Source organism: Cryobacterium sp. 10I1 (genome assembly GCF_035019805.1).
Classification (GTDB): Bacteria; Actinomycetota; Actinomycetes; order Actinomycetales; family Microbacteriaceae; genus Cryobacterium; species Cryobacterium glucosi.
Map to the genome: position 1 here is coordinate 1 of NZ_JASJVF010000002.1, position 18,599 is coordinate 18,599.

Consider the following 18,599-nt stretch of genomic DNA (forward strand, 5'->3'; position numbering starts at 1 on the left):
CCTCCACGGCGAGCGCGCCGCCCTGAAGCACGGACATGGCGAGCACGAGGTAGACGAGCGGCACAAGGAGAATCATGCCCGTCGTAATGAATTCGAGGGACGCTGACCCGTGGTCAGAGCGCAGTCGGCGGGAGATTCGCTCCACAAAACCGGCGGGGGCTGAATGACGGGTGGCGTCTGCCTCAGTCCGAGCCTTCGACGACGGCACGCCCGATCACCTCCAGGCTCCGATCGGGGCCGAGCAACCCGAGCAGCGGAAGCGGGGCGACCACCCGCATCCGCACGGTTGGGAAGCCTCCGTCACTCGCGTAGGTCGCGGTCACGTCGGTCGCGAAGGCGGGACCGAGCGCGGCCACGATCAGGTCCCGGGTGCGCGCGGTGCCGGCATCGAGGCCGGTGTCGGCGAGCGAACCGTAACGGGCGCCCTCGGCGGCGGCATCGAGCACGGTGTTGCGCACGTGCAGCGCGAGTGCGAGTTGAAGCACGGTGAGGGTCAGCACCGTCAGCAGTGCCGCGACGAGCACGAACTCGGCCGGCGAGGAGCCGCGGTCGGCACCGAAATCGAGGCGCAGCATCCCTCGCCGACCGCCGGTCTGCGGCGCGACGCCGTGCGCCGGGCGGGCCGAACCCGTCAGAGTCCGCTCACCCGGTTGATCGCCTGTTGGAAGATGCCGCTCAGCGCCGGCCCGGCGAGACCCCAGATCACGATCACCAGCCCGGCGGTCATCAGTGTGAATGGTGTCCGTTCTCACCCCGCGCGCACCGGCCGTTCCCCTCGCCCCGCTACACTCGGCGCCGCACCGACCCACGCCACCGAGAGGAACCACCATGCGCCGCCTTGCACTCCCGATCATCCTGCTCGCCTCGCTCGCTCTCACTGGATGCTCAACGGCGAGCTCTCCGGCCACGACACCGGCATCTGCCGCTCAGCCAACCGGTACCGACCGCACCGCTGAGTTGCGTAGCACCCTCTCGGCCGACCTCGCGCAGTTCCTCACCTCGGCCGTCGAGGTCGAGCCGGGCCGAATTACCGTCGCGACGACCGTAATCGACCCACGCAGCGGCAAGGGCGGCGCAGCTGCTCAGGCCGCGATCGCGATCTGTCAGAGCGCCGTAGCGCTCACCGGAACCACCTACGTCAGCGTCCAAGAGTCAGATGGTTCAACGTTCGTCCTTTACGGCCACCCAACCTATGGCAACACATGCACCGAAGTCTGACCCGGCCGTTTCCACCTGGTCGACGCGACGCGTCGCGCGTCGACGACATCGACGCGTAGCGTCTTTATGACCCGCGACACGTCGTGCTCGCCGCCAGATGCGACGCGTCAGCGCCGGCCGTTAACGACAAGAGAACCCCGCCCGACCCGAAGGTCGAGCGGGGTGTTCTTCGTACTATCTGGGTCGTTATGGGGCATCCCGTCATCTGCGTTAATAGACGCAAGTCCAGTAGCCTCAAGCTATGAAGTCCTTCGAGTCCCTTGGATCTGGTATCCGAAACATGAAGCGCAGTCCCATCGAGCTGTTCTTCATGTTGCTTAGCGGCGGCGCTCTCCTGAGCGGGATGATCATTTCGTTTCTCGGAGGGCAGGCGTTGGCCCAGAGCACCGCTACTCCCGTGCCCCAGGATGACGGTTCTCTCATTGCAGGAATGAGTTCACAGATGTGGGCTGACCTCGGCGGTCAAATGATGATGTTCGGAGCCCTAGTAGCGCTCGGTCTGGGCTTCTACATATCGTGGCACCAGAATGCTCAGGGTCGGGCCAAGCGCACTGAGTCGTAGCCCCGATGGCTGAGGCAACAGTTAAGTGAGTATTGGATGCATTCCTATAGCATGGGCGCATGTCGGTCACTCTCGATGCCCCTAGCTTGAGGGCCAAGTCACGCGCCCGTTTTGGCAGGTTTGATCCAGTAATCGCGCTGACTATTGCTGCATTCGCATGGGCGGTCATCCCCGGATTTCTCCAATTGCAGCTTGGGATACGCCCTGGGGACACGCTGGGCTCGGCTAGCGTGACCACTCCTCTTTCGACGTTGTCGAAGGACCTTCTCCTGTACGTGGTCTATGGGCTGTCGGCGATCGCGGTCTTGGGAAGCGTCATCAGGCGAACAAGGTCCGGCGCATGGCTGCTCGTTTATCTTTCCCCCTGGCTGGCGCTGGCAATCGCGTCCTTCGCAGCAACACGATCCTTCACGATTACGAGCCTCATCTATCTCGCCATTGGTCTAGCCGTACTCGACCATGCCGACAAGATTCGTATCCTCAGGGTCGTGGGCATACTGACCGCCTGGGTATCAGTACTGAGTATCTTGATGACCCTAACGACGTCGCAGGCCTTCACGAGTCAGGCGCTTGTGCCGGACTCGAAAGCGATCATTGGGAGCACTCTGCTCAACGGGCCGTTTTATCACCCGAATACTCTTGGAACGGTTCTCGCCCTTGGCTTTCCTTTTGCATTCTTGATCAAACGCACCGGCTGGCGACGACTCAGCTTGGTCGTCATCGCCTTCGCTCTAGTCTGGACGGCATCCAGAACATCCATCCTGGCTGTCGCGGTCGGTCTTGCCGCTGCGGGACTCTGGGTAGCAATCCGCCGCCTGGGCGACGGAAGCAGGCTCCTCCTTGGTCTACCTCAACTACTCGTCTACGTGGCCGTCATCCCCGTGGGTGTTATCCTCGTGGCGACCTCAAACGCCAAGTCCTTCTCAGCCCGAGGGATTATCTGGGAAGAGAGCCTGGCACTCTGGAAATCCAGACCTTTTCTGGGGTGGGGATCAGACATCTACATCAGCATTTCGGAGACCAGGTCCGCGATCGCCGGCCTCGCGTTCCATGGCCATAACATGTGGGTAAACACCCTGACGGTGGCCGGAATTGTTGGCGCCGCCGCCCTTGCCCTCGTCTACATATCTATCTTGGTGAAGTCTTGGCGTTTCGGAAATATAAAACCAACGACCACTTCCCTCACGCTCGCTATGTGGCCAATCGTCTTTATCTGTCTTGGGTGGCTGGAAGTCCCGACGACATTCTTCACGTTCGGCTATACCTCTTGGGCGGCATGGGTGCCCCTCGCGGTGGTACTTGCGATTCCGGCTGGCCGGTATGCCCGCTCAAAGAACACCATTCCGGCTTTGAGCGGGCATACCGGGGACGAGGATCACCGGGCATCTGGCGAACTCAGTACGACAGTCAACTAGGCCACGAGTCCATAACGACTCAGGTTCTGGATGCCTGCCTGGTCGAAGCAGTAGGTCCCGCCACCACCGATCGTTATCTGCACCTGCACATAGACCGTTCCGGCCGGGATGACGACGGGCGGCGTCATGAAGACGCCCTGTCGATCGTCGAGGGTGTGGTTCCCATACCCGGCGACTCCGGGCACCCAATAGAGGTCGTCAGCCCGGGCGAGCACGGCGAACCCGCTACTCAGGCATTGGACCGAGAACGACAGGCCAGCCTGAGTCAGGGTCGCCGGCGCCTGATCGAGCGCGGTCGCCTTCGCCGCAACGGAGGCTGCGATGGTGTCACCTACCGCCCAAGATCCGCCCCGGGTGTTCGAGTTGGTCAGGGTCATTGACGTGGCAACGCCAGGCGATGACGGGGCCAGCATGAGCTGTTGCCAGGTGCGTGCCGCAGGAGACTGGGTAGCAATGTCGCTTCGAGACCCCTTGGAGTAGGCCACCGTTCCGCTATTGGTTGGGGCGGAGCCAGTCCATCCAGTAGGGGCTGCACCCACGCCTGCCCCCGAGAACTGCCCGTAGAGCAGTGCATTGGTGGTGTCCGCCTCGTCGGAGAAGAGTTCGGCCGGTGCGCTAACCCCGGCCGCTCGCACGGCGGCAGCGAGGGTCTTCCCCATGACGTAGGCGCCGATCGCGGCTGGGTGGATGCCGTCGTTAGTCTGCACGAGGAATCCGGAGCCGGCGTAGTTGCCGTTGATCGGGTTGACGAGCGACGCGAAGTAGTCGACGACTACGACGTTCCGCCGGGTGTGGCCCTGCATCCGTATCCACGCGTTCAGGCGGCGGTGCTGCATGGCACCGGTCGCCGTCAGGCTGTTCTGTGGGGGGATCGTTCCGAGGAGGACGCGGATACCGGCGCTTTCGATATAACCGAGCAGGTAGTCGATGTTGGCGATCGTGACCGAGATGTCGATGCCGTTGTTCACGTCATTCGTGCCCATGAGGATATGAACCCAGCCGGGCCGGACGTTCACAACGTCGTTGAGGCGGTTCAGCATGGGTGTCGTCTTCTCGCCACTCACCCCGAAATTCCCGAGGAACGTGAAGGCATGACCGAGCAGGAACTGCGCCCACGTCCAGAATCCGATGTCCTTGTAAGTCGTCGGGTTGACTGCGTGGCGGCCACCGTTGAAGGTGATCGAGTCGCCGAAGAGTGCCAGACCGTTCGGTACGGTGCGCGAGCGGTGAACGTGCCGCAGGACTGCCGCATTTGTCATGCCGCTCACGAGGACAGCACCCCGTCCAGAGTGAGGATGAGACCGGGGACGGTCGCGTATCCAGTGATGAAGTCGCCCGGGGCGAGAACGTGTGAGCGCACGATATCGATGTCAGGGACGCCTGCGAACGCATCCGGGCGCGACAGGTTGCCACCGAGCACACGGTTCGCGGCACCTCCCGTGCTGCCTGCGTGCACGACCGACAGGAAGACGTTTCCTGCGTTGTTCGTCGGGTTGGACACGACGAGCCCGCTCAACTGCGCGGTCTTGCCGGTGGGCGGCGTCCAGAGGCCGGGTGCTGCGGTGACCTCGACGAAAGCTGATGACGTTGGGAGAGCGCCAGCGGGGGTGACAGAGCCAGTATCTACCCACGAGGTCGCCGGGGCGGCAACGGTCGCCATGAGCAGTTCACTACCACTGGTGCGCCCGTATACCTTGTAACTCGTCGCACCGGGCACTGGCAGCCAATAGAGGGTGACCATGCCTGTCGTGCCGGTCGTTGTGGCAGTGATAGTGGCGGCGGCAAGAGTCTCCGAAGTGCCGATGAGCGCGGATACCCGGTAGCCGTAGGTCCCTGCCGCAAGCGTCCCTCCTGACGTTGCCGTGATCGGAAATCCCTGAACGGATGGTGACGCCGCGAGCACGCAAGGGAGGGCGACAGCCGCGAGGTTCGTCGGCGTGAGACTCGAAACGAGAATAAGGTCAGTAGCGGTCATTGGTTAGTTCCTCCTGAGGGCGATCGACATTGCGACCGATACAGCTATGGGCGATCCTGCCCCGGTCTTTGGTGCATAGGTGGCGGCGAGTTCAGTCCGGCTTGGTACTGAGGCAGCGGCGGTAACCGCTGCGGCACGCGCCGTCTCGGCGGCTGCCGCACGACTCGCTGCCGTTGTTGCTGCCGAGCTGGCTGCGCCGGCCGCAGTCGTCGCCGCAACCGCCGCCGTGCTGGCCGCACCGGCCGCAGTGCCGGCCGTGCCGGCCGCGGTAGCAGCCGAGGCCGCTGCCGAACCGGCAGCGCTCGCGCTTGCCGCGACATCGGCCAGGGTTGCATCCCATGCTGCCTGCGTGGTCGGCGTGATGGTCAATGTCCCTGGATCAACGTCAACGAGTGCGTCATACCGAATTGGATCGGCGTCTACGGGCACGGCCTTGAAGAACTCGTGCACGCCTGCTACGCCCTGCACAATGATGTGCCACGCCTGGCCGAGTGCTGTCGGCGACAGCGGCGCAGCGGCCAGCCCGTCGACGAGCTCCACCGAAAAACGCTCGAGCGTGCGGGTACCCGTCACGCTCTGTTCGACGACGACGAGAGAGCACTCGACGAACCCGCTTGCGGGCACGTCGACGCCAGTCGGCGACGGGTTCGAGAAACGAAAGATGATGTCTGTCATGGTTCAGCTCCTACTGAGAGAGCCGCCCCGGCCACAACGTGACGGGGGCGGCGAAAGGGTAGTTAGGCGCTGTGCCGAGGTGCGGCAGCGTAGACAGGATTCCGCGCAACGCCGAGCAGCCACCCGAACCACGAGTATTTCCGTTCGAGCCACACGACCCCGAGGTAGTACAGCGACGCAGACAGCGCGCTCGCCGAGGCGATCGCCCCCTCAGCGATGCTCGGGTCGAGGTGCACGTTCACCGACACGAGCAGACCGACGATCCACCCCACGATGATCGGAATGAGCGACCGAATGATCGCGATGAAGAAATTCGACAAGATAGGTCCTTTCAGTTTTGCGAATGCCCGGCCCGAATAGGCCGAGTCAGTAGGCGTGGGCGGCGATTTCGAGGAACAGCGCGCCCATATGCACGAGCGCCGCGATGATCGGCAAGGCGACCGCCACGAGCACGCACACGACGAGATACACACCGCAGACTGCGGCGATCGCCAAGCGACTCACGGGCGTTCGAGGCCCAGCGCGAACCCTGCCCACGAGAACGGGCCAAGGTCGCTGTCGACGCCGCCCGTGTAGCTGCCGAACTTCTCGGCGTAGACCTGCACGAAATGACAGGTCATCGGGCCGGGGATGCCGTCAAGGTCACCCGTGTATCCGACATTGCGCAGCGTCAACTGGATAGCAGCGATCGTCAACGGCCCCCACACGCCGTCGATCAGGCCGTGATACCGGCCACGATTCGCGAGCGCCTGCTGAATCCGGCGCTGCACGTCCTGGCTCGGGAGGTTGAACGCCCACCCGGCGCCGGACGACGGCGCCGCCACTTTCGCGACGACAGCGGCCGGCGCTGCGACTGCGGCCGGGGCCGCTGCGTAGTCGAACGCGTTGTCGCGCCAGGAGTTGACATCGGTTGCGACGCCGCCGATCACGGCGCCGCCCGTCTGGTGCCCGTCGACGCGATCCATCGGAATGCGGCCGAGCAGGTCGAACGCGAAAGCCGAGTACGAATACGCGGCGATGATGAACGAGCAGCCGGTCGCGAGCGTCTGCGACCAATCGTTCGAACGTGCGTCGGCGAGGCCCAGGTACACCTTGACCTGCCGCCCGCTGACACCGAGACGCGCCTGTACCTGGCGAACCCATGCGGCAACGGCGGCGTCGTCGTACCGGCGTGCACCGTCGAGAGATTCGTTGTCGAGCACGGCGAAATCGCTGGCCGTCCATCCTGCGATGTTGTCGACGAAATAGTTCGCTGCGTCGACGGCATCTCGGCCAGCGTTCGGCACCCAGTAGTGCCCGGCGCGCATCCCCGCGGCGCGAACCGACCGGAGTTCGGCGAGGTAGTACGGCGCGATGTAGCGGCCAACGTTATCGCCGCCGAGCTTGACGTAACAGGACTCGTATCCCTGCGAGCGCGCAAGGCCGAAACTCAGCCCCCGCTGACTCGTCGCCGCGTCAATTCCATTACTCATCTTGTGTGCCCTTCATGTGTTCTGTGAGAGTTCGATTCGTTCGTGAGAGCGATGTTTTGAGCGACGCGTTCTGTCGTTTGACGTGCGCCATGTCCTCGGTCAGCACCGCGACCGCAGCCTCGGTGCGCGTCGCGATGTCCTTCACCGATTTGCCCGAATTCGCGTCCAGCTCGTGCTTGATGAATGCGAGGTCGTCGGGCAGTGTCGCGAGCGTTTCCGTCAACGTGACGAACCGCCCGAGGATGCGAACGACCTTGCGGAACGTCGGCCAGCCTTTCCAGACCGCCACGATGACGGTCGTCGTGGCACCGACCCAACCGGCGACGGGGACGAGCTGCGTCACCACCGTGTAGATGTCTGTCACCTCGTCCCCCTATATCTGTCTGAGCCCGTATTTGCCGACCATGCCGCCCTCAACCTCAAGCGAGATAGTCAGCTCAATGGACGTGATACGGGCCGTGAAATCGGGCAACCGCCCGCGATCGTCGTGAATCGTCACGGGATCGCCGATCTGCCACCGTGGGTCGGCCGGCACCGTCACGTCGTCGATCTGCGCGTGTGGCCGCGAGGTCGTCGCAAGGATCGCGTCGGCGAATGCCTCGACCTGAGTCACGTTCTGCCGCCACACGCTGTCACCGAGCGTCAGCACCCGATCGCCCCAAGTTGCCAGCGCTGCCCCGTTGACACGGTTCACGGGCGCGTCGGCGATCAGGCCAGGCGGGAACGAATACCCGTTCACCCAAAATGCCGGTGAACCTGCGTTGCGATCGAACGGCACGCCTCCCGAGCCGGTCCACGCGGCAGGCCAGGCCGTGTAGAGCACCGCCCCTGAGTTGTTCCAGAAATTGATACGCCACACCGTCTGACTGACCGGCGTTATCCACGCCCGAACGTCTGGCCCCGTGTAGAGACTTGAACCGGCCGCGTCGTAGCACACTGCCATTCCGACAGGCGTGTTCCATGCGCCTGACGCGGCCGTGATCATTGAGACCACAGTCGTCGTGGGGAGGAACGGCGCACTTCCCGTGAGCAGGACCGACGAACCCGAGAGCGGGATCGTGAACACCTGATCGGCCAGCGCGCTCGGTATGGCCGTCGTGAGCGGGTCGCTGTTGCCGTAACCCGAGTACACCCCCGCTGTGCGCTTCACGGTCGCTGTAGCCCTCGTGAGGATGCTGTCAACGCTGGCCGACGTGCTCAGTTCGGCGAGCAGGTCAAGCCCCCACGTCGCGACGGGCGTCGTCGAGGCCGCAAGCTCGGCGCGATTCTTGAAAAAGAACCGCCCCGACTCGCTGAACCCGACCATGCCCAACTCAGCGGCTGCGATGTCTTTCAGTACAGTCCATGAGTTCTGACCGTCGACGTTTGGAATCGCCGTCAAGTCGAACGCCCCCAGGCTCACGTCCGCCTCGGGAGTGAACGACATGATCGAGGTGTCTGGCGGCGTCAGGGTCGTCCCGTAGCAGTAATTCAGACCTTGTATTCGGCCCGAGAAGAATTTCACCGCCGCGATGTCGCTCGGATAGGGGGTGTTGCTCCCCCATGAGGTCGTGTTGTCGAAAACTGCCGCACCGTCAAGCCACATGCGGGCTCGCGTCCCATAGCTGACTTCGAATGCGATGTGATGCCAGCCCGTCGACATCGTGCCGGATGATGCGACGCCATACGGGGAATATGCGCCCGTGCGACGGACCCATAGAAGGGCCTCGTTCGAGGTGATATCGATCTTGATCGACCCGCCGAGTGTCGTCTGCATGAAGACAACCTCAGAGCGGTCGGCCCCGTCGTGCTTGTACCAAAATTCCACCTGATGCAAGTAGATGCTGGAAAACACGCACTCGGTTGCGGGGATTCCCGCCATGTACTCACCGGTTGACTTCGGTGCCATGCCAAACCGGCCGGCTTCAAGGTAGCTGGTCGGCGACGCCCCCGAGAGTGGAATGACCCACCCCACGTCAGCGAGCCAACCGCCCACACCTGGCAGCGAAAGAACGCATGACTGCCGGGGTGCCGGGGTCATCCGAATGCCATTCTTGTGCAGAATGTTCGTAATGACTGCCGACGTGTTCGTGTAATGCTGCGTCGGCGAACCAACTGCGCCACGCACAGTCTGCGCGCCGTACGGCGGCAACTGAACGGCCGTTGTCAGCTTTCCCGCCCCGTCACGCCCGTCAACCGTCGACCTCCGCGCCCCTTCTAGGGTGCCGAGCGCCGAGACTGTGCCCGAGTACACGGGCACCGTCAGCCCCCCGTAACCCGCCGAGACCGACACGGGAGCCCCCAGCCATGCCGACTGATCAGCCGATGAAATCGGATTCGGTGCCCCAGCGATCCGCGAATCGCCGATAATTTCCACCGTCGCCGATTGCCCGCCGACGATGTTCGTCGCCGAACTCGGCAGTTCCCCCGACAGGATTCGAGTCACCTTGACCGATGACCCGAACCCCGTCGAATTCGTTGCGTCGAGCGTTGAGCTACCCAAGTTGACGGCTGTTGAAATGGTGAGGGGTGTCAGTGCCGCTAGGGCCGCATCGAACCCGGCAGGACCTGTCTGCATGGCCTACCTCCGTTTCAACAGCACGCGCTCGACCGTGCGCACGAGCACGCCGCTGTCAAGCTGCACGACTACGGGGACATCTACGTAGAACTCACCGTCACCGCCGCCACGGTTGTACTGGCTCAGCGGCACGACAGCCTCGGGACCGGCCTCACCAATCAGGGCGATCGTCGGCGCCGAGACGATGCCGCCCGCGGCAAGCGCCGGGATTTGCAGCTTCGGGAATGCGAGGTGAGACCCACCGAGGAAACTCGGCAGTTCAACGTCGATCGACCCGAGCGTGTTGTTCCATGCCTCGGCCGCGTAGCGCGTCACGTCGCGCATGACGCCGTGCACCATGTTTCCCATGCCGGTCCACGCGTTACCGACCCGTGTCGGAATCGCCGTGAAGAACCCGACAAAATCGTCGACCTTACTGCCGATCCACTTCACGTTGTCCGACGCCATGCCGATGATGCCGCCCCACCACCCGCCGAGCCAGGTGGTGATCGCGCCCCAATTCTTGATGACCAACCCGAGCGGGGTGAAGTTGAGGAATCCGTCAGTCACCACGCCGAAAAACCACGTCACGCCGTCCCAGATGGTGTGCCAGAGGTTCCCGAACCATTCCGAAATCGGCCCCCAGTTCTGCACGATCAGGATCGCGGCGCCGACGAGCAACGCGATCGCGGCCACGATCCCGATCACGATCCACGCGACCGGGTTCGCGTACCAGGCGACGTTGTTCGCCAGGGTCGCCGCGGTGTCGGCCTCGGTCACCGTGGCCGCTGCCGCCGTCGCACCGGTCGCCATGACCTTCGCCCCGGCGAACGCGATCATTGGCCCGATTGCCGCAATGACCTGCATCGCGCCCGGCCCGAAAGCCATGAGCCCGGCCGCTACGTCACCGACCGGCCCTTTCGTGCTGATTAGGCTCTGCTGCCAGGTGTCGAACCCGCGTTTCATGCTCTCGATCTTCGACTGGGGCTCAGCGCCCATGCCGTCCATCATGGCTTGCGTGGCCCCGGCGACCTGCCCGAGTCCCGAGACTGCCGTCGACACGTCCATCTTGCCGAGAGCACCCTTGAGGTCCTCGGCCTGCGTGCCGAACAGCCCGACCGCGATCGCGTTGCGCTTCACGGGGTCCTCGGTCTCGCGCAGCTTTTCGAGCACGAGCTGTAGGCCATCCTTCGCTGACTGCCCGCCGAGAGACATGCGCTTGGTCATGTCGGTAGCGCTCAGCCCGAGCGCCTGGTAGGACTGCGCGCTGAGCGTCGAGCCGTCAATCGCTCGGATGGAGAACTCTTTCAGCGCGTCCGCCGCGAGGTCGGAGCTACGCGCACCGCCCGCGAGAGCCTGCGACATGAGCCCCGTCGCGTCCGATGCCGACAGCCCGAGCGCTTGGAACTGCACCGGGTATTCGGTCATCGTGTCGAGGAAGTCGCCGGCCTTGTTCGCGCCGTTCTGTAGCCCCTTCGTCAGGATGTCGAACGCCTCGTCGGAGTTCTTCGCGATGCCCGTTTTCAGCATCGTGCCGACTGCACCCGTGATGCCGTTCATGTCGAGGTCGAACGTCGACGCGAGGGTGCTCGACTTCTCGGCCATTTTGGTCAGCTCGGTATCCGAGGTCGTGCGCAGGTCGCCGATGTTCTGCCCGACCGATTGCAGAGTCGAGTTGACATCTTCCATCGAGGAACCGAAGTTGTCGCTGTACACCTGCCCACTGAGCTTGCCCAAGCGGGCCGAATCCGTCGCGGTGAGGCCGAGCTGCGCGGTCATCTTCGCTTGCCCTGCAGAAATGTCCATGTTGTCGGACACGAGCGAACCGATCTTTGCCCCGGCGAACGCCGCGGCGACCCCGACCGCGATCTTTCCCGCGTTCTTCTCGAATGCGGCGAACATCTTGTCGGCGCCTGAACTATCACCGAGGATCTGGACAACCAAGTCTTTCGCGGTTGTTGACATGCTTACCTCTCTGATTCCTTGTGCGATCGTTCGTTGTGCTCGATCTGCGCGTCACACGAGAGCGCGATTCCAAGCCAGATGTGAAAGGGCAGGTCGAGCACCGCGTCGTACGTCATCCCCGGCCAGAAATTGGCATGGGCGATGATGCTGAACCGGGCGTCAATCTGAGCCTCTAGCCACGGTTCGCGGGCGTTGAGCGCAGTTACTCGGGGATCAGGACCGGGCTTGGCTCGGCGACCGGCGCGAGCGTTGCTGAATCCGGTTGGGTAGGGTTTGCCTCTGCCTCGGCCTCGGCCTTCGCCGCATCATCGCCGGGCTCGGCAACGAATTCCCCGATGTCGTCGGGCGTGCCGTCGATCAGGTCGTCCCACTTGACCTGAAATCCTGCGTTGTGCTGCGCGAGGAACGAGCAGAGGACCGTCGCGAACAGGTCGGATGCCTTCGCACGCTCCATGAGTTCAGCGAGTTTGTACCCTGACTGAACCTGAACCTCGATGATGTCGCGGTTACGCGCTTTGTTGATCGGCTTCACGACAAGTTCGCGGCCGTTGACGAGTATTTTTGCCAATTCGTTGTCTCCTGCTATCTCGTGATCTGTTCAATCGATCGGGTGATCGCTTCGAGCGCGGCCTGACGGGCTTGCTCTTTGCCCGCCTGAACGGGATCGAAAAAGTACGGTTGACCTTTTTGGTAGGTCCATTCGTCCCGGCCGTAAATCCGGTGTCGAAAGATCGGGGTGTTCCAGGTGCGCGACATAGGCCACTTGCGGCCTTCGGCGCTCTTCGTCGTCGTGATCGCGATGCCCTGGCGCGTCTTACCGGCGATGACCTTCGTTTTTAGGCCCTTCTTGATCGCCTCGCGCATCCCGGTAGAGCGCCGGTTCGTCGTCTCGCCCTGGTTCGCGTAGATGTTGCGCCGAATCAGGGTCGCCGCCTGGTTCTTCTTGCTCCACCCGACCGTGACGCGCTGACCGACCTTCGCAACGCCAGGCGGCAGCGGCCCGTCGAGGATCGCCTTTTGAGCGGTGATAATCCCGTCGCCCACGCCGCGCAGTCCTCGCCGAAGCTCAGTTGCGAGCTTCGGCGAGAACTCCCGCGTCCTGGCCAAGACCTCGCGTAAGCTCGTCGGTTCGATCCGGGCGCTTACGCTGTCGGTCACGGTACGAGGTCGGCGGTGCGGTAGACGACCCAAATCGACTGTGCAGCCGTGCCGTTGTCGAACGCCTCGAAGTCGATGTCGAGGGTGATCGGCTGCCCGTCGTTACTCGATGGGATATCGCCACCGAGCAGGATCGCGGGCAGAACGATCTGGAACGTCGGGTAGATCGGGTCAGGGCCAACGAGGTCGAACCCGAGCGTCCCGCCCGCCGTGTACGTGAAGGTCAGCACGAGACCGAGCGAACTCTGCGCAATGTACGCATCGCGCATGATGTTGTCGGTGTACTCGATCTTCATCTTGCCGGTGATTGACCGAACCCCGAGCAGGTTCTTTCGGCTGCGCTGGCCAGCACCGCCGAGGTTGTACCCGCCCTTGTCGAGGTTGTTCTTCACCGTGAGCGAGAATTCCGTCACGTTCGCAAGCGCCGTCGTTCCCTTTGCCAAGTCCGTAGACGTGGGCACAGACGTGATGTCTTTGAAGATCGTGCCCTGCACGAACGTGAACAGGTCGGCGACCGGGTACGTCGCTGCCGCTGCCGCGGTCGAGGTGACCATCGTCTTCGCGAGCCAATCGATCTTGGCCGTGAGGATGGACCCCTCTTTGACGTCAAATGTGATCGCGTCCGCAACGCATCCCGAGAACGTGTGCGGGTTTCCTGCGCCGCCGCCGAGGGTGGGGAGCACGCCCTGGATGGTGTGCGACTTTACCGGGTCGGTTGTCGCCAGCGTGTGCACTTGCTGGTAGCCGGTCGCACCGGCCGCGACCAACGTGTTCGTGAGAGTGCCGAATACGGCCTGCAACAGCACGCCGAACCCCTTGGTGGGAATCTCGATGGTCTGTTCGCCGCTGGCCTCGATGCGGGCGAGGGTGTTCCGGTTGAGGCGGTTGACAGCCTTGGTCGGCTGCATACCCTTGCCCTGCACCTTGACCGGCTTGTACTTCCACTTCACCGCCGACTCGAAGAACCGGGTCACGGTGACGAGGGTTCCGTACACCGTCTCCACGGCGAGGCCGAGGCTGAAATCTACCTGAGTGCCCATTAGGCCGGTTCTCCGTTCGTGTCGGCGCCGGCCTGCGGCGCGTCTGTCGTGCTCGGTTCCTGCGGTTCCTGTGCGGCCGTGACCTCGGCGACGAATGCACGAGTCTCGTCGTCGACGGGCTCCCACGTTTCGTCCTGCCCGACAAAGAAGATCGCGCGAGCGGGAGGCAGGTCGATGACCTCACCGTGCTTCACAACACGGCCGGCGAGCGGCGTGTCGAGGTCGCCGCCCTGCGGCGACACGTTTCTGAATTTCGGCATCGGATGCCCTCTCTACTGAAATGTTCGGATGCGGTGCTGTGCGACGAACGTCGCCGCGATTTCGGTGAACTCGCCAAACTGCGCGCGGTCCTCAGGGGTCGCCCCCGTCGATGACGAGTGGCCTGGCACGCACCACAGAACGGTGCCGCCGAGGGTGATGTCGTTGACCCGGATATGGGTCTGAATCGTGCCGAGGATGCCGAATGCGCGACGAAATACCGCCTCGCGCTCGTCCTCGTCGCGCTCGGGATTCCACGCGCCGACGCTGACAGAAATGGTGATCGTTTCGCTGAGCTGACGAGCTGGCCCGATCGCCTTCGGATCAACGTCCGACACCGTGTCGCCGATCGACACCCACGCGTGACCGACCGGAGGAAAGACGAATCCGAGTGTGATGTCGAGGTCGGTTTCATCGGCCAGTGCCGTCTTGAAAGCGGCGAGCAGCGCGAGCGTTGTCTCGGCCTGCGCGGTCGCCGAGCTGATCCCGCTCACCCGATGCCCGCCAGGTCGTCGATACCGTCGATCATGGCGAGCACCACGCGAGGGATGCCCACGCCCATGACAGTTGCGGCGTCCTGCACGTCAGCCTGCCCGTGAGGCCCGTTCTTCGATTGCTTCCACCACAACGCAGCGAGCCGACGAGCGGCGAGCACGACGAGCGAGGAATCATTCAGCGGCGCGACCGCCCACACCACGAGAGCGCCAGGCGGGAAGTTGCCCCGAAGAATCGAGCCCGTAGACAACTCGAACCCGGAAAGGTCGACGGCCACCCCGTCGACGGTCAGCCGCGTCACTTCGGATGCTCGCGCGTTGAGACGTACGAGGTCGGTCGGCCCGGTCGCCGTGACCTTGATGACCTGCCCCGTCACCCTGCCGACCTTGCGCTCGATGCGCTCGACCGCTCCCCCGGCGAAGAGGTCAAGCTCGTCCGTGTCCCCCTGATCCGGCTTGTACCCCAGTTCCTTGCGCAGGTCAGCCGCGCGAATAGGCCACCCCATCGGGCACCCCCTTTCGTGTTTCCGCGACCGGCGCCACGTCGACGGGCGCCGTAGCGGAGGGAGCCGCCACTAGCTCGCACCGCCCTGGAAGGTCTTCACGGCCGACGGGTCCGTGAGGAGGCCATCGGCGCGCAGCACGCCGCGGAACGCGACCTGATCGGTACCGAACAGCGCCTGGTCGCTGCGCTCGATGCGGAGCGAGTTCACGAACCGCACCCAGTAGGCGCTGATGTCGCCGAACAGGATCGGCTTGGCACCGATCGCCGGAGCGGCCATGTTCGGGTCACCGAACACGGGGCGACCGAGGATCAGGTCGGGAGCGCCGAACACTACCGAGGGCTCCCACAGGTAGCGGCCGGTGGAGTCCTTGAGCTTGCGGATGCCGCCGAGCGCCTGGTCGGCGATGATCCACGAACCGTTCCCGCGGTACGGGGCACCGATCGAGTAGAACAGATCGATGATGTTGTCGAACGTCGCGGCGCCGCTGACACCGGTCGCGCCCGTCACGCCGACCGTGGAGGCGGTCACGATGCCCGCCGTCTGGTTGATGCCGGTACCGGTCGAGAGCTTCTGACCGAGCAGCAGGCCGATGTTCTGCCCGATCAGCTTCGTGATCAGGCCCTCGATGTCGATCGCCGAGTCGTCGATCAGTTCGCGGGACACGCCCCGGAAGTCGCCGAACTTGAACGCCTTGAGGGTCGTCTGGTCGAACGCCGGGTCGGAACCCGTGAGCTGCGTCGCCTCGGCCTGCGCCGCAGCGGCGCCGTACGAGGACACGCGCGGAATGGTGATGTTCTCACCCGAGGCGGTCGTGATCTGCGTCGCACCGGCGTTGAGCACCGACACAAAGTTCCGCAGCGGCTGGATCAGCATGTCCCAGAACGTTGCCGGGATCAGGTTGCCACCTGCGCCGGCCGTGCCCGTCGCCAGCGCTCGAGTCATCTCCTTGCCGGTGAACGAGAAGTCGACCTCGGATTTTTCGCGCAGCGAGAGAACCGAGCGCAGCTCGGTCTCGACGGCGGTTCGCACCGAGTTGTCGTTCTGGAACAGGGCCGCGAACTCGTTGATCTGTCGTTCCTGGTCGAGGGATAGTTCGAGCGCCTTGATGCGCTGCCCGAACGCGCCGAAGTCGGCCTCGACGGCTTCGAACTTGACGCGTTCCTCGGCGGTGAACTCCCGCAGGTTCGCGATGTCGGCGAGCGCCTTGCCCTGGTTCTCCCAGAGGAACGCGCGCTCTTCGAGAATGCGCTTGATGTTTTCCTTAACGGCCGTCATAGCGGCTCCTTTCGATAGTGGACTGCATTTCTTTTGCCCTGCTCGAAACGACCGCCCGCCGCCCGGTGGGCGCCGTCTCGGTGTCGGCAAGATTGAGGGAGGCCCGAACGGCCTCAAGGTCGAATGACCGGCTGAGTTCTGTTGACGAGCCCCAGTAGGCCGGATCAGCCACGGGTGCAACGTCGATCAGGGTCGCGCCGGTCACGACGCGGACGAGCTGCCCGGCGTCGTTCTCGCGCCAGGTGTCACCGTCCGGCAGCGTGCGGAACGCGAATGACGAGAACGCGTAGTCGCCGCGCTCGGCGAGCACGGCAACGTCACGACCGCGGGACGTGTCGGGCAGGTCGATTTCGTACCGCACGCCGATGTCGTCGACGAACAGCCGCAGCGTGCCCGCCGTGGTCGTGCCGAGCAGACCGTTGTTGTCGTGGTTGTCGCGAGCGATGACCCGGCCATTCATGCCGATGTCGATCGTCTGCGCGTCACCGTCGCCGACACACGCGAACGCGGCCGGGTCGAATTCCTCGATGAACCCGCCGAGGTCGCGGCTCGGGGAATTGAAAACGACCGCGTATCCCTTGAGGATGCCGGGGCCGCTCGTGCCGTCTGATGCGGCTCTGAGTTCGACAGGGCGCTCGAATGAGCGCCGTTCGTAGTTGGGTGGCATTAGCCCTCCGTTTTCGCGATTGATGTTGTGGTCGACTCGGTGGCAGCGGCGCGTTCGCCGTAGGTCGTGAGGTAGTACTTGTGCCAGAACTCGACCTCGGCCTCGGTGAGAGGTGCCGCGTCTTCGCCCTTGCGCGCCTCGGCAAGCGTTCGCGTGCCGTTTTTCAACTTCTCGGTGTTCGCCCGAGCGCGTTCGAGCATGTTCGGCCGGCTCAGCACTTCGAGGTCGAACTTGATGAACTGCGGATTGGGCAGAATCTCGTTCAGCGCCTCTTCCACCCGAGTCACGAGCGGGAGCAGCGTCCGAATGTTGAACACCTGTTGGTCGCTCTCGCGGTTTCCGTAGGTGCGCGAGTTGCCCGACTCGCCGCCGATGTCCTCGGGAGATACCCGGAAGATCGCCGCGATTTGCGTCGCCGTCGCCTTGATGGTTTGCAGGAACTGCGCCTCTTCGGGCGCGATGCTGACCTGTTGCCACGTCCAGTTCGTATCGAGCACGACGGGCTCTTTGTGCTGCGTCGACGCCATGAACAGCGCTTTGGCCTCGGCCGCTGCGCCCGGTTTGAGCTGCGTCTTTTCGTTCCGCAGGATGCCCGAGGGGATCGCAGAATTCTTGAACCACTCGTTGCCGTACTTCATCGCGTAGGCCGACGTTTCGAACGTCGCCCGGAACATCGCGATCGGTGAGAGTCCCTTGACGCTGCCCGCCTGCACGAACTCGCGCAGGTGGATGATGCGCCCGCCGTGCTGCCAGTTCGTTTCTTGCGCGCCGTAGAAGTTGTAAATCGGCGTGCCCGAGGTTTCGTTGACGGTGATGTGGTCAGGGTGAATCCAGAGCACGCCGCTCGGCCGGATCGATGAGCCGGTGAGGTACCCGTAGGCGTTCCCGCGCAGCTTGAGCGATACTGCGAGCTGATATTTCCAGTCGAACACCGAGATACGCGGATCGGGCTTGACGAGGAACTGCGGCGTCGCGATCTGTTGCGATGCCTGCAAGCCGCCCCGATACGTCGCGAATGGGAGCATTGCGAACTGATCGGCGATCAGGGACACGGCCGCATACACGGGGATGACGCGCAACGCCTGGTCGTGCAAGCCGCCGAGCGAGAACGAACCGTGACTCGACGTACCGAACACGTCGCTCCACCCGACCGAGCGCCCCTCACCCTTGCCGAAGAACACGCTCACCGGTTCGCCCGCCAGCTCATTGCCACGAGCACGAGGCCCGCCAGGATGAACCCGGCCGGGATACAGATCAGCGCGACGCCCGTCACGACCAGCGCGGCGCCCACGATGTCGAGGACCGTCGTCACCATCGACAGGGCCAACTTGGGCGGTTTCACTGTCACCGACCCGAGCGCTTTCCTGATTTTCTGCAACATGC

At 63.8% G+C, this 18,599-nt stretch carries 23 protein-coding genes; 3 read left to right on the forward strand and 20 right to left on the reverse strand.

Annotated elements, in window-relative coordinates; all coding sequences use genetic code 11:
* Positions 1 to 182: 182 nt before the first annotated feature.
* Positions 183 to 575, reverse strand: coding sequence for a TadE/TadG family type IV pilus assembly protein (locus QN345_RS00415; RefSeq protein WP_322188037.1), 393 nt, complete (start codon positions 573 to 575; stop codon positions 183 to 185).
* Between the two features lie 253 nt (positions 576 to 828).
* On the opposite strand from QN345_RS00415, the gene QN345_RS00420 reads away from it, so the two are divergent.
* From QN345_RS00420 to QN345_RS00430, 3 genes are all read left to right on the forward strand, one after another.
* Positions 829 to 1,218 carry a hypothetical protein gene (locus tag QN345_RS00420; RefSeq protein WP_323508281.1) on the forward strand — a complete coding sequence of 130 codons (390 nt, stop codon included), beginning with the start codon at positions 829 to 831 and terminating at the stop codon, positions 1,216 to 1,218.
* A 241-nt stretch (positions 1,219 to 1,459) separates the two neighbouring features.
* Positions 1,460 to 1,780: a hypothetical protein gene (locus QN345_RS00425; protein WP_323508282.1), complete on the forward strand. Its 321-nt coding sequence runs from the start codon at positions 1,460 to 1,462 to the stop codon at positions 1,778 to 1,780.
* A 59-nt stretch (positions 1,781 to 1,839) separates the two neighbouring features.
* Complete coding sequence (locus QN345_RS00430) at positions 1,840 to 3,195, forward strand: O-antigen ligase family protein (RefSeq protein ID WP_323508283.1); 1,356 nt, start codon at positions 1,840 to 1,842, stop codon at positions 3,193 to 3,195.
* Here the strand turns inward: QN345_RS00430 and QN345_RS00435 are convergent.
* The 19 genes from QN345_RS00435 to QN345_RS00525 all read right to left on the reverse strand — a co-directional run bounded on the left by QN345_RS00435 (position 3,192) and on the right by QN345_RS00525 (position 18,597).
* Positions 3,192 to 4,454 (reverse strand): SGNH/GDSL hydrolase family protein, encoded by a 1,263-nt coding sequence (locus QN345_RS00435; RefSeq protein WP_323508284.1) that lies wholly within the window; start codon positions 4,452 to 4,454, stop codon positions 3,192 to 3,194. The genes QN345_RS00430 and QN345_RS00435 overlap by 4 nt on opposite strands.
* Positions 4,455 to 4,459: 5 nt before the next feature.
* On the reverse strand, positions 4,460 to 5,170 hold the full coding sequence (locus tag QN345_RS00440; RefSeq protein WP_323508285.1) for a hypothetical protein: 711 nt from the start codon (positions 5,168 to 5,170) through the stop codon (positions 4,460 to 4,462).
* A gap of 3 nt (positions 5,171 to 5,173) precedes the next feature.
* The gene (locus QN345_RS00445; RefSeq protein ID WP_323508286.1) at positions 5,174 to 5,845 is read right to left on the reverse strand and encodes a hypothetical protein; all 672 of its coding nucleotides are present in this window, start codon (positions 5,843 to 5,845) and stop codon (positions 5,174 to 5,176) included.
* A gap of 62 nt (positions 5,846 to 5,907) precedes the next feature.
* The gene (locus QN345_RS00450; protein ID WP_323504304.1) at positions 5,908 to 6,165 is read right to left on the reverse strand and encodes a hypothetical protein; all 258 of its coding nucleotides are present in this window, start codon (positions 6,163 to 6,165) and stop codon (positions 5,908 to 5,910) included.
* A gap of 46 nt (positions 6,166 to 6,211) precedes the next feature.
* A complete protein-coding gene (locus QN345_RS00455) occupies positions 6,212 to 6,340 on the reverse strand; it encodes a hypothetical protein (RefSeq protein WP_323508287.1) in 129 nt (42 codons plus the stop codon).
* Between the two features lie 5 nt (positions 6,341 to 6,345).
* Positions 6,346 to 7,317, reverse strand: coding sequence for a GH25 family lysozyme (locus QN345_RS00460; RefSeq protein WP_323508288.1), 972 nt, complete (start codon positions 7,315 to 7,317; stop codon positions 6,346 to 6,348).
* Positions 7,310 to 7,681 carry a hypothetical protein gene (locus tag QN345_RS00465; RefSeq protein WP_323508289.1) on the reverse strand — a complete coding sequence of 124 codons (372 nt, stop codon included), beginning with the start codon at positions 7,679 to 7,681 and terminating at the stop codon, positions 7,310 to 7,312. The genes QN345_RS00460 and QN345_RS00465 overlap by 8 nt, the downstream gene beginning before the upstream one ends.
* Positions 7,682 to 7,690: 9 nt before the next feature.
* Positions 7,691 to 9,874, reverse strand: a complete 2,184-nt coding sequence (locus QN345_RS00470) for a LamG-like jellyroll fold domain-containing protein (protein WP_323508290.1) — start codon at positions 9,872 to 9,874, stop codon at positions 7,691 to 7,693.
* A 3-nt stretch (positions 9,875 to 9,877) separates the two neighbouring features.
* Positions 9,878 to 11,818: a phage tail tape measure protein gene (locus QN345_RS00475; RefSeq protein ID WP_323508291.1), complete on the reverse strand. Its 1,941-nt coding sequence runs from the start codon at positions 11,816 to 11,818 to the stop codon at positions 9,878 to 9,880.
* A 202-nt stretch (positions 11,819 to 12,020) separates the two neighbouring features.
* A complete protein-coding gene (locus tag QN345_RS00480) occupies positions 12,021 to 12,350 on the reverse strand; it encodes a hypothetical protein (RefSeq protein WP_323508292.1) in 330 nt (109 codons plus the stop codon).
* Between the two features lie 50 nt (positions 12,351 to 12,400).
* Positions 12,401 to 12,976 (reverse strand): hypothetical protein, encoded by a 576-nt coding sequence (locus tag QN345_RS00485; RefSeq protein WP_323508293.1) that lies wholly within the window; start codon positions 12,974 to 12,976, stop codon positions 12,401 to 12,403.
* Positions 12,973 to 14,016 carry a phage tail tube protein gene (locus QN345_RS00490; protein ID WP_323508294.1) on the reverse strand — a complete coding sequence of 348 codons (1,044 nt, stop codon included), beginning with the start codon at positions 14,014 to 14,016 and terminating at the stop codon, positions 12,973 to 12,975. The genes QN345_RS00485 and QN345_RS00490 overlap by 4 nt, the downstream gene beginning before the upstream one ends.
* Positions 14,016 to 14,276 (reverse strand): hypothetical protein, encoded by a 261-nt coding sequence (locus QN345_RS00495; protein WP_323508295.1) that lies wholly within the window; start codon positions 14,274 to 14,276, stop codon positions 14,016 to 14,018. The genes QN345_RS00490 and QN345_RS00495 overlap by 1 nt, the downstream gene beginning before the upstream one ends.
* A gap of 12 nt (positions 14,277 to 14,288) precedes the next feature.
* Positions 14,289 to 14,768, reverse strand: a complete 480-nt coding sequence (locus QN345_RS00500) for a hypothetical protein (RefSeq protein ID WP_323508296.1) — start codon at positions 14,766 to 14,768, stop codon at positions 14,289 to 14,291.
* A complete protein-coding gene (locus tag QN345_RS00505; RefSeq protein ID WP_323508297.1) occupies positions 14,765 to 15,274 on the reverse strand; it encodes a hypothetical protein in 510 nt (169 codons plus the stop codon). The genes QN345_RS00500 and QN345_RS00505 overlap by 4 nt, the downstream gene beginning before the upstream one ends.
* Positions 15,275 to 15,343: 69 nt before the next feature.
* Entirely contained in the window at positions 15,344 to 16,549 is a 1,206-nt protein-coding gene (locus QN345_RS00510) for a phage major capsid protein (protein ID WP_323508298.1), read from the reverse strand.
* Positions 16,536 to 17,216 carry an HK97 family phage prohead protease gene (locus QN345_RS00515; RefSeq protein WP_323508299.1) on the reverse strand — a complete coding sequence of 227 codons (681 nt, stop codon included), beginning with the start codon at positions 17,214 to 17,216 and terminating at the stop codon, positions 16,536 to 16,538. The genes QN345_RS00510 and QN345_RS00515 overlap by 14 nt, the downstream gene beginning before the upstream one ends.
* Positions 17,216 to 18,403 carry a phage portal protein gene (locus tag QN345_RS00520; RefSeq protein ID WP_323504320.1) on the reverse strand — a complete coding sequence of 396 codons (1,188 nt, stop codon included), beginning with the start codon at positions 18,401 to 18,403 and terminating at the stop codon, positions 17,216 to 17,218. The genes QN345_RS00515 and QN345_RS00520 overlap by 1 nt, the downstream gene beginning before the upstream one ends.
* A complete protein-coding gene (locus QN345_RS00525) occupies positions 18,400 to 18,597 on the reverse strand; it encodes a hypothetical protein (RefSeq protein ID WP_323504321.1) in 198 nt (65 codons plus the stop codon). The genes QN345_RS00520 and QN345_RS00525 overlap by 4 nt, the downstream gene beginning before the upstream one ends.
* Between the last annotated feature and the right edge of the window lie 2 nt (positions 18,598 to 18,599).

What these genes read in the sequence shown, in the direction of transcription:
- QN345_RS00415 (WP_322188037.1), bottom strand. Translation starts at nt 575, where the DNA reads ATGCTGCGCCTCGATTTCGGTGCCGACCGCGGCTCCTCGCCGGCCGAG.
- QN345_RS00420 (WP_323508281.1), top strand. Translation starts at nt 829, where the DNA reads ATGCGCCGCCTTGCACTCCCGATCATCCTGCTCGCCTCGCTCGCTCTC.
- QN345_RS00425 (WP_323508282.1), top strand. Translation starts at nt 1,460, where the DNA reads ATGAAGTCCTTCGAGTCCCTTGGATCTGGTATCCGAAACATGAAGCGC.
- QN345_RS00430 (WP_323508283.1), top strand. Translation starts at nt 1,840, where the DNA reads ATGTCGGTCACTCTCGATGCCCCTAGCTTGAGGGCCAAGTCACGCGCC.
- QN345_RS00435 (WP_323508284.1), bottom strand. Translation starts at nt 4,454, where the DNA reads ATGACAAATGCGGCAGTCCTGCGGCACGTTCACCGCTCGCGCACCGTA.
- QN345_RS00440 (WP_323508285.1), bottom strand. Translation starts at nt 5,170, where the DNA reads ATGACCGCTACTGACCTTATTCTCGTTTCGAGTCTCACGCCGACGAAC.
- QN345_RS00445 (WP_323508286.1), bottom strand. Translation starts at nt 5,845, where the DNA reads ATGACAGACATCATCTTTCGTTTCTCGAACCCGTCGCCGACTGGCGTC.
- QN345_RS00460 (WP_323508288.1), bottom strand. Translation starts at nt 7,317, where the DNA reads ATGAGTAATGGAATTGACGCGGCGACGAGTCAGCGGGGGCTGAGTTTC.
- QN345_RS00470 (WP_323508290.1), bottom strand. Translation starts at nt 9,874, where the DNA reads ATGCAGACAGGTCCTGCCGGGTTCGATGCGGCCCTAGCGGCACTGACA.
- QN345_RS00475 (WP_323508291.1), bottom strand. Translation starts at nt 11,818, where the DNA reads ATGTCAACAACCGCGAAAGACTTGGTTGTCCAGATCCTCGGTGATAGT.
- QN345_RS00490 (WP_323508294.1), bottom strand. Translation starts at nt 14,016, where the DNA reads ATGGGCACTCAGGTAGATTTCAGCCTCGGCCTCGCCGTGGAGACGGTG.
- QN345_RS00495 (WP_323508295.1), bottom strand. Translation starts at nt 14,276, where the DNA reads ATGCCGAAATTCAGAAACGTGTCGCCGCAGGGCGGCGACCTCGACACG.
- QN345_RS00505 (WP_323508297.1), bottom strand. Translation starts at nt 15,274, where the DNA reads ATGGGGTGGCCTATTCGCGCGGCTGACCTGCGCAAGGAACTGGGGTAC.
- QN345_RS00510 (WP_323508298.1), bottom strand. Translation starts at nt 16,549, where the DNA reads ATGACGGCCGTTAAGGAAAACATCAAGCGCATTCTCGAAGAGCGCGCG.
- QN345_RS00515 (WP_323508299.1), bottom strand. Translation starts at nt 17,216, where the DNA reads ATGCCACCCAACTACGAACGGCGCTCATTCGAGCGCCCTGTCGAACTC.
- QN345_RS00525 (WP_323504321.1), bottom strand. Translation starts at nt 18,597, where the DNA reads ATGTTGCAGAAAATCAGGAAAGCGCTCGGGTCGGTGACAGTGAAACCG.